At 65.6% G+C, this 7,500-nt stretch carries 8 protein-coding genes and 1 pseudogene (1 of these 9 only partly in view); 3 read left to right on the top strand and 6 right to left on the bottom strand.

Features of this window, described 5'->3' with window-relative positions; all coding sequences use genetic code 11:
* Both ACQR1F_RS31960 and ACQR1F_RS31955 read right to left on the bottom strand, forming a co-directional pair.
* Window positions 1–1,254: the 5' portion of an NAD(P)H-dependent oxidoreductase gene (locus ACQR1F_RS31960; RefSeq protein ID WP_434848088.1), read on the bottom strand. The gene continues 51 nt to the left of window position 1, outside the view; the window shows 1,254 of its 1,305 coding nt (coding positions 1–1,254); its start codon is at window positions 1,252–1,254; the stop codon falls past the left edge of the window.
* A gap of 84 nt (window positions 1,255–1,338) precedes the next feature.
* Window positions 1,339–2,139: a phytanoyl-CoA dioxygenase family protein gene (locus tag ACQR1F_RS31955; protein ID WP_316183598.1), complete on the bottom strand. Its 801-nt coding sequence runs from the start codon at window positions 2,137–2,139 to the stop codon at window positions 1,339–1,341.
* 209 nt (window positions 2,140–2,348) lie between these two features.
* Between ACQR1F_RS31955 and ACQR1F_RS31950 the strand changes: the two genes are divergently transcribed.
* Window positions 2,349–2,891 carry a methylated-DNA--[protein]-cysteine S-methyltransferase gene (locus ACQR1F_RS31950; protein ID WP_434914538.1) on the top strand — a complete coding sequence of 181 codons (543 nt, stop codon included), beginning with the start codon at window positions 2,349–2,351 and terminating at the stop codon, window positions 2,889–2,891.
* A 34-nt stretch (window positions 2,892–2,925) separates the two neighbouring features.
* Here the strand turns inward: ACQR1F_RS31950 and ACQR1F_RS31945 are convergent, their stop codons facing one another.
* The 4 genes from ACQR1F_RS31945 to ACQR1F_RS31930 all read right to left on the bottom strand — a co-directional run bounded on the left by ACQR1F_RS31945 (window position 2,926) and on the right by ACQR1F_RS31930 (window position 6,339).
* Window positions 2,926–3,792 (bottom strand): MBL fold metallo-hydrolase, encoded by an 867-nt coding sequence (locus ACQR1F_RS31945; protein WP_434914537.1) that lies wholly within the window; start codon window positions 3,790–3,792, stop codon window positions 2,926–2,928.
* A 19-nt stretch (window positions 3,793–3,811) separates the two neighbouring features.
* Window positions 3,812–4,426, bottom strand: coding sequence for a glutathione S-transferase family protein (locus tag ACQR1F_RS31940; RefSeq protein WP_434837969.1), 615 nt, complete (start codon window positions 4,424–4,426; stop codon window positions 3,812–3,814).
* Window positions 4,427–4,555: 129 nt separating this feature from the next.
* A complete protein-coding gene (locus tag ACQR1F_RS31935; protein ID WP_315805513.1) occupies window positions 4,556–5,398 on the bottom strand; it encodes a fumarylacetoacetate hydrolase family protein in 843 nt (280 codons plus the stop codon).
* A gap of 77 nt (window positions 5,399–5,475) precedes the next feature.
* Entirely contained in the window at window positions 5,476–6,339 is an 864-nt protein-coding gene (locus ACQR1F_RS31930; RefSeq protein WP_434914536.1) for an MBL fold metallo-hydrolase, read from the bottom strand.
* Between the two features lie 116 nt (window positions 6,340–6,455).
* Between ACQR1F_RS31930 and ACQR1F_RS31925 the strand changes: the two genes are divergently transcribed.
* Window positions 6,456–6,911: a DUF3775 domain-containing protein gene (locus ACQR1F_RS31925; RefSeq protein ID WP_315805511.1), complete on the top strand. Its 456-nt coding sequence runs from the start codon at window positions 6,456–6,458 to the stop codon at window positions 6,909–6,911.
* Window positions 6,912–7,105: 194 nt separating this feature from the next.
* Window positions 7,106–7,500: pseudogene (locus tag ACQR1F_RS31920) on the top strand (IS4/IS5 family transposase); the annotation flags it as partial.

The raw sequence follows: 7,500 nt of genomic DNA, 5'->3' as shown, positions 1-7,500 counted from the left end.
CGCGGCATCGGCTGCGACGTCGCTCCAGCGCACGATCTCGCCATGCGCGACGTCGTTCACGAGCTTCACCCGATGCGCCAGCCCGATCGGCAGTGCCCCGAGCTGCAGGCTGGTCCTGGCCGGTACGACCTTGCCCCACACCGTATAGCCACCTTCGCCATCGAGCATCTCGCCAGCCCGCAGATCCTTCTTGGCGACGGCGACGACATCGCCGCGGAAGCCGAGCGGTTGGCCGGTGGGCTCCTTGCGCAGGGCCGCCGAGAGCACCGAGACGTTCAGCTCCAGCCCGATCAGGTGATAGGGCTTGTACATCGCCGCATAGCGGCCGCTCGAATCGGTCTTGAGTCCGTATTGCCGGAAGCAGTCCGCGGCGTAGTCGTTCGGCGCCTCCAGCACGACATAGACGCCCCAGCGCAGATCGCGAAATACCGGACGCCCGTCCCGCTCCAGCGATGAGACCACCTCGACCATGCCGGAGCGCTCGAGCACGCCGCCGCGGTCGCGAGGCCGCAGCACATGCGGCAGGTCGTCGACACCGCAGGGTGGAAACAGCAGTCCGTTCGTGGGCACGTCGAGCCCCGTCGCGTTGGCGATCGCGGCCATCTCGATCGCCGACTTGGTGCCGTCGAGGAAGGAATTGAACATCTGCGGGTTCATCCCGGCCGACTGCGCCTCGCCGGCGGTGAGGCCGTAATGTTGCCAGACGCCGTCCGGCGTGACGTCGTGATAGGCCGGCAGATACTTCGTGCCCTTGCCTGCGGCGACGACATGGAAGCCGGTCGCACGCGCCCAGTCGACGAGCTCGGCTGTCAATGCCGGCTGGTCGCCATAGGCGAGTGAGTAGACAACGCCGGCCCTGCGCGCCTCGTCGGCCAGCAACGGCCCCGCCAGAACGTCAGCCTCGACATTGACCATCACGATGTGCTTGCCGGCCCTGATGGCCGCCTGCGCGTGGCGGATGCCCGCGGCCGGACTGCCGGTCGCTTCGACGACGACATCAATGGTGTCAGCAAGCGCTTTTGCGCCGTCGGGACTGAACGCGGTGCGTTCGATCCGCTCGGCGCTCCAGCCGACGGTGCGGCAGGCGTCCCGCGCGCGCCCCGGATCGAGGTCGACGATGACGGGCACCTCGAGCCCCGCCACGTGCGGCACCTGCGACAGGAACATCGAGCCGAACTTGCCGGCGCCGATCAACGCGACGCGCACGGGCTTGCCGGCGGCGGCGCGGGCTTGGAGGAGGGCGTGGAGGTTCATTGTATTGTCCGGTTTCCAGATTGTCGCGCGACCTGCAACTACCACCTCCGTCGTCATGGCCGGGCTTCGTGATGGCGATATGGCTTACTCCGCCGCCTCGCGATGCGCTCGCGCGAGTTGCAGCAACACATCATCCGGCAGGGTTTCGATCGGCGTGAAGTCGCGATGCGCGATGTACTCCGGGCGCGTCGGGGTGCGGATGTGGTTCGAGACGGCGTTCAGCGTGAGATACACGATCTTGCGCGGGTAGGGCGTGATGTTGCCGGCGGAGCCGTGCACAAGATTGCCGTGGAACATCAGCATGCCGCCGGGCTTTCCGGTTGGCGCGACGATGCCGCCTTCCGCGACCAGCCGCGTCACCGTGGCCTCGTCCAAGGTCCACAACGGATAGGACGTGGTCGCGAGATCATGCGAGGCCTCGAGATCGCCGGCATGCTGGCTGCGCGGCACCAGCATCAAGGGGCCGTTGATCGGCATCACCTCGTCGAGGAAGATCGCGATGTTCATCGCGCGCGGCTCCGGCATGCCGTCGTCGCGCTTCCAGGTGCCGTAGTCCTGGTGCCATTGCCAGACATCGCCGGTGAAGGCCGATTTGGCGTTGATCTTGAACTGATGCATGTAGAGTTTCTCGCCGAAGATCTGCTCGATCGGCTCGATCATGCGCGGATGCGCGGCCAGCACGCGGAAGGCGTCGTTGTAGAGGTGGGCGGCAAACGCCGTGCGCGGCGCGCCGCTCTTCTCGCGCCAGACCTCGGGCCTGTCGGCGGCATAGATCGCCTCCGCCTCGCGGGCGAGGAACGCGGTCTCCTCCGGGCTGAACAGCTCGGGCAGGAACAGCCAGCCCTCGCGATTGAAGAATGCAATCTGCTCCGGCGTCAGCTTCATGGCCTTCTCCCTCGCCTTGGTTTCCTCGGATGAGGCGCCCGCTCTTTGCGCCGGGCTGCCCCTGTGCCGTGCTCCCATCCTTTCGGCCTGCCGATGGGCATCACGGCGCTTCCGCTGTCGACATTGGCAGAATCCGGGTGGATCGCAACATTCTCCAAGCCTAATTTGACTGGCAGATGATACGGGGAAGAGCGGCGATGGAGTCCGTCATGTCAGAGCACAGCTTTGCGATTTTCGAAACCGCGATCGGCCCTTGCGCGATCGCATGGGGAGCGCGCGGCATCAATGCGGTGCAACTGCCGATGGGCGGCGTCGCGCAGATCCGCATCCGGATGCAGCAGCGTTACGACGGCATCGGCGAGGCCGACCCGCCGCCGCATGTGCGGCGCACCATCACGCGGATCACGGCGCTGCTTGCCGGAGAGCCGGATGATCTCAGCGATGTCGACCTCGATCTCGACGACGTCAGCGCGTTCCAGCGCGGCGTCTACGAGATTGCGCGCCGGATCCCGCCGGGCCGGACCCTGACCTACGGCGATATCGCCAAGCAGCTCGGCGGAGTCGAGCTGTCACGCGAGGTCGGCCAGGCACTGGGGCGCAACCCGTGCCCGATCGTGGTGCCCTGCCATCGCGTGCTCGCGGCCGGCAACAAGCCCGGCGGCTTCTCCGCCAACGGCGGTGTGGAGACCAAGCTGAAGATGCTGGCGATCGAAGGCGCCGCCGTGAACTATACGCCGAGCCTGTTCGATTGATGCGAAAGCGCGCGGCGGACGCCAGGCTCGGGCGTCAGACCGCCTCGCAGGCGAAGGCACTGCCCTTGCGCCTGATGCGGCCGACCGAGGGCGACGGGAAATGCGCCGTGCAGCACAGCGTCGCGGTGTCGCAATAACGCTCCAGGAACGTTCGTCGTGTGACAGCCGCCTGTTTCGGGTCGACGTCGAACTTCGGTGACAGTTCGGGAAGCCCGAGCTGCAACGGCGTGTGGATCAGGTCGCCGCCGAACACCGCGTCGTCTCGGCCCTTGCCCACGGCGATTGCGACATGGCCGGGCGTATGCCCCGGCGTCGGCAGCAGGCGGATATGATCGCCGATCGAGAATTCGTCGCCGACGATGTCGGCGCGCTTGGCCTCGACCACCGGCAGCACGCTGTCGGCGAATGGAGGCACCTCGGCCTTGGCGTTCTGCGCCACCCAGTAGTCATATTCGCGCTGCGCGAAGACGTAGCGCGCATTCGGAAAGGTCGGCACCCAGCGGCCATTGTCGAGCCGCGTGTTCCAGCCGACATGATCGGTGTGCAGATGGGTGCACATCACGACGTCGATGTCGTCGACCGAGACGCCGGCGGCTGCGAGCGCCCGCATATAGCTGTCGTCGCTCTTCATGTTCCAGACCGGCCGCGCGCGCGGCTTGTCGTTGCCGATGCAGCTGTCGATCAGGATGGTGTGATGAGGCGTCCTCACCACGTAGGACTGAAAGCATAGGATCAGCGTGTCCTGCGCATCGAGCGCGCCGGCCGCCTGCAGCGCGCTGCGCTCTGCCGCCAGCATCTCCGGCGTCAGCTCCGGAAACATCTCGCGCGCCGGCAGGAACGTGGTTTCCTGCTCGATGATGCGATGAATGGTCGTGTCTGCAACCGAGAATGTCAGCGTCACGGCAGCTCCTGTTCGGGGATCAAGCCGCCGGCGGCACCGAGATCTTCACCGATTCGCGTTCGAGCATCTTGTTATGGAACGCGTCGAGCGCCGGAAACGCCTTCCGCCAGCCGCAATCGGCGAAGCGGAAATCGGCATAGCCGAGCACGCAGACGAGGCCGATCGCGGCGACGTCGAACGGGCGCGTCATCAGGTCGCTCTGCGCATTGAAGCGCGCCATGCCCATCCAGGCTCTGTTCCAGTGGTCGTCGGACCAGGCCTGCCAGCGCATTCCCTCCGGGCGCACCAAGGCCTCGTAGCGGCACAGCAGCATGGAATCGAGCATGCCCTGCAGCATCGAATGCTCGCTCTTGACCTTCCAGCGCGACGGGCCGGAGGCGGGGATCAGCTTGTTGCCGCCGGCGAGCTCGTCGAGATATTCGACGATCACGTAGGAATCCAGGATGACGTCGCCATTGTCGAGGATCAGCACCGGCAGCTTCTTGAGCGGCGTGATCTTCGAATATTCCTCATTGGCCTGACCCGGCACCACGGCCGCAGGCACGAACTCGATTTGATCGATCAGTCCGAGCTCGATGGCGGCGATGCGCACCTTGCGGGCGAACGGCGAGGCGGGCGAAAAGGTGAGTTTCATCGGCGTCTTCCTGTTGGCTCGATGCGGATTGTTATCCGTCATTGCGAGGAGCGAAGCGACGAAGCAATCCAGAGCCGCGCGTGACGCCCTGGATTGCTTCGCTTCGCTCGCAATGACGGTGAGGTGACGTTACGCCTCGATGATCTCCTGGCGCTGCTCGCCGAGGCGCTCGATGCCGAGCGTGACGACGTCGCCGACGTTGAGGAAGGTCGGCGGCTTCATTCCCATGCCGACGCCGGGAGGCGTGCCGGTGGTGACGATGTCGCCGGGCAGCAGCGTCATGAACTGCGAGACGTAGGAGATGCACTTGGCCATCGAGAAGATCATCGTCGCGGTGGTGCCGGTCTGGCGGCGCTGGCCGTTGACGTCGAGCCACATCGACAGGTTCTGCACGTCCGGAATCTCGTCCTTGGTGACGAGCCACGGGCCGACCGGACCGAACGTGTCGTGCGACTTGCCCTTGGTCCACTGGCCCAGGCGCTCGATCTGGAAGTTGCGCTCGGAGACGTCGTTGCAGACGGTGTAGCCGGCGACGTGGTTGAGCGCCTCGGCCTCCGAGACGTATTTGGCGCGGGTGCCGATGATCGCGGCGATCTCGACCTCCCAGTCGAGCTTGGTGGAGCCGCGCGGCTTCTCGACCTGGTCATAGGGACCGCACAGCGCGGTGTTGGCCTTCAGGAAGAAGATCGGCTCGGCCGGGATCGGGTTGCCGGTCTCCTTGGCGTGGTCGGAGTAGTTGAGGCCGATCGCGACGAATTTCGAGATGCCGGTCACGGGGGCGCCGAGCCGCGGCTTGCCGGCGACGGCGGGCAGGGAGGCCGGATCGAGCGCGGCGAGCTTCTTCAGGGACTCCGGCGCATAGGCCGCACCGTCGAGGTCCTTCACATGCGCGGACAGGTCGCGCAGCTGGCCGGATGCATCGATCAGGCCCGGCTTTTCCGCGCCCTTCTCGCCGTAGCGAACAAGCTTCATTGGTTTCTCTCCCTCAATTCCTTGGTATTCCAGAGCCCTGTCATGGAGCATGGCGGGGCGAAATTCAACCTCGCGGGCTATGCGCTGCCGCGGCCCGGCACTGCCTGGAAGCGGAAGGTGGCGCCGTTGCGCCGGATATGGCCGGCATCGAAATGGCCGCCGATCACCAGCGCCTCAGTGTCGGCGAAGCGCGAGAACAGCGCCCGGCGCGTGGCGGCCGCCTGCGCCGGATCGGAATCGACCGTCGAACTCCAATCGAGATGCGCCATCTGGCAGGGATGGTGGGCGACGTCCCCGGTCAGCACGGCCTCCGCTCCCTCCGAGCGGATGTGCAGGCTGACATGACCCGGGCTGTGCCCCGGCGTCGGGATCAGCGTGATTTCGTCGGTGATCACATCCTCGCTTCCGACGAGCTCCGCGCGTCCGGCCGCGACGATCGGCTGGACGGAATCGGCGAAGGTCGCGGTCTCGTCGGCGGCCTCGCTGTGATCGCGCCAATGCTCATATTCCGCGCGGCCGAAGACATAGCGCGCATTGGGAAAGGTCGGCCCCCAGCGGCCGTCGACCAGCTTCGTATTCCAGCCGACGTGGTCGACGTGGAGATGCGTGCAGATCACCATGTCGATGCTCTCAGGCGGAAAGCCGGCCGCGCTTATCGTCTCAAGGAAGGGCATGGTCCGGTTGTTCCAGATTGGCACGCTGCGGCCCTGCTTGTCGTTGCCGAGCCCGGTGTCGACCACGATCCGTATCGTCGGTGTTTCCAGCACCAGGGTGTGGATCGACATCTTCAGCCGACCTTCATCGGTCGCAAAATCGGGCGTGAGCCAGGACAGCTCGCGGATCGTCTCGGGTGTTGCCTGCGGCAGGATGAAGCGGGTGCCGCCGACGGTCTCCAGCTCGACGAATTTGGTGATCCTGACCCGGCCGATCGTCCAAGACATGCGCGCTTCCTCGTCTTATTCTTGATGCCGGTAACGATGCCGCGCGGCTTGTTCCGGCGCAATGGATCAACTGCCCGGAACAGGCGTTGCTGCAGTCCGTCCATGAGGAGAACGCCATGCCAGAGCTGACGATATCGCCCGAGAAGGTTGCCTTCCTGATCGAAAAGGCGCGCGAGTTCGACGTCAAGGAGCAGGCGACCGATGAGGATTCCGGCTCGAATGCCGCCGATGACGACATGGTCGACGTGCTCCAGGACAGCGGCGATGATCCCGTGGTGCGCGAGATCACCGGCTTCATCAACGCGATGACCGAGGATGAGCAGACCGATCTCGTCGCCTTGATGCGGCTCGGTCGCGGCGACGGCGATATCGACGAGTGGGACGAGCTGCGCCGCGAGGCCGCCGGCCAGCGCGACCGCCACACCGCGCGCTATCTGCTGGGCGAGCCGATGCTCGGCGACCTGCTGGCCGAGGGCCTCGATGCGTTCGGCATCGACTGGACCGAAGGCCGCACCACGGCGGATTCGTCGAGCCCGAGCCAGCGCGACGAGGACGAGATCACGAAGCGGTAGGTCTTTGCAGATCAGGGCAGGTAACTACTACGCAATAGTGACCGCAGGCTTTCCAGCTAAGAGTCGAGCGCTCTCCGCGACGCCGGTGCGCTCCCTCTCCCCGTTCTTCACGGGGAGAGGGGTGGGGTGAGGGGCAGCCGCCATTGGCGCTAACTTACCATTTTGCTGCCGGAAATGGATGATTCCTCGGTCGAGTGACTGACGAATCGCTTTCGAACGCCGAATGGCTGCGCACTATCGCTCGGTTGGGCGGCGCTGACCTGCTTGAGCATGAGGCTCGGGAATTTGGGGCTTTCAAACGAGCCCGCAAGGTCGAATGTGCCGTGGATCAGCTGCGGCTGGTGCTCGCGTATTGTTGGGGGACGCGCGGGCTGCGATTGACCGCCGCATGGGCTGAGGCGATGGGACTTGCCTCATTGTCGAATGTCGCGCTTCTCAAGCGGCTACGCAACTCGGCGGATTGGCTCGAACAACTGGTCAGCCGGCTGCTCGTTGGGAGCGCAGGTGAGACCTGCCTGGCCGCGGCGAAAGGCCGACCGGTCCGTCTTGTGGATGCCACGGCGGTGGCAAAAGCCGGCCGCAATGATCG

This window comes from Bradyrhizobium sp. HKCCYLS3013, from assembly GCF_051167615.1.
Lineage (GTDB): Bacteria > Pseudomonadota > Alphaproteobacteria > Rhizobiales > Xanthobacteraceae > Bradyrhizobium.
This window is presented reverse-complemented; position numbering and strand designations above follow the sequence as displayed.

Bases quoted from the DNA above. Each gene is read 5' to 3' on its own strand.
- ACQR1F_RS31955 (WP_316183598.1), bottom strand. From the start codon at position 2,139: ATGAAGCTGACGCCGGAGCAGATTGCATTCTTCAATCGCGAGGGCTGG.
- ACQR1F_RS31950 (WP_434914538.1), top strand. From the start codon at position 2,349: ATGTCAGAGCACAGCTTTGCGATTTTCGAAACCGCGATCGGCCCTTGC.
- ACQR1F_RS31940 (WP_434837969.1), bottom strand. From the start codon at position 4,426: ATGAAACTCACCTTTTCGCCCGCCTCGCCGTTCGCCCGCAAGGTGCGC.
- ACQR1F_RS31935 (WP_315805513.1), bottom strand. From the start codon at position 5,398: ATGAAGCTTGTTCGCTACGGCGAGAAGGGCGCGGAAAAGCCGGGCCTG.
- ACQR1F_RS31930 (WP_434914536.1), bottom strand. From the start codon at position 6,339: ATGTCTTGGACGATCGGCCGGGTCAGGATCACCAAATTCGTCGAGCTG.
- ACQR1F_RS31925 (WP_315805511.1), top strand. From the start codon at position 6,456: ATGCCAGAGCTGACGATATCGCCCGAGAAGGTTGCCTTCCTGATCGAA.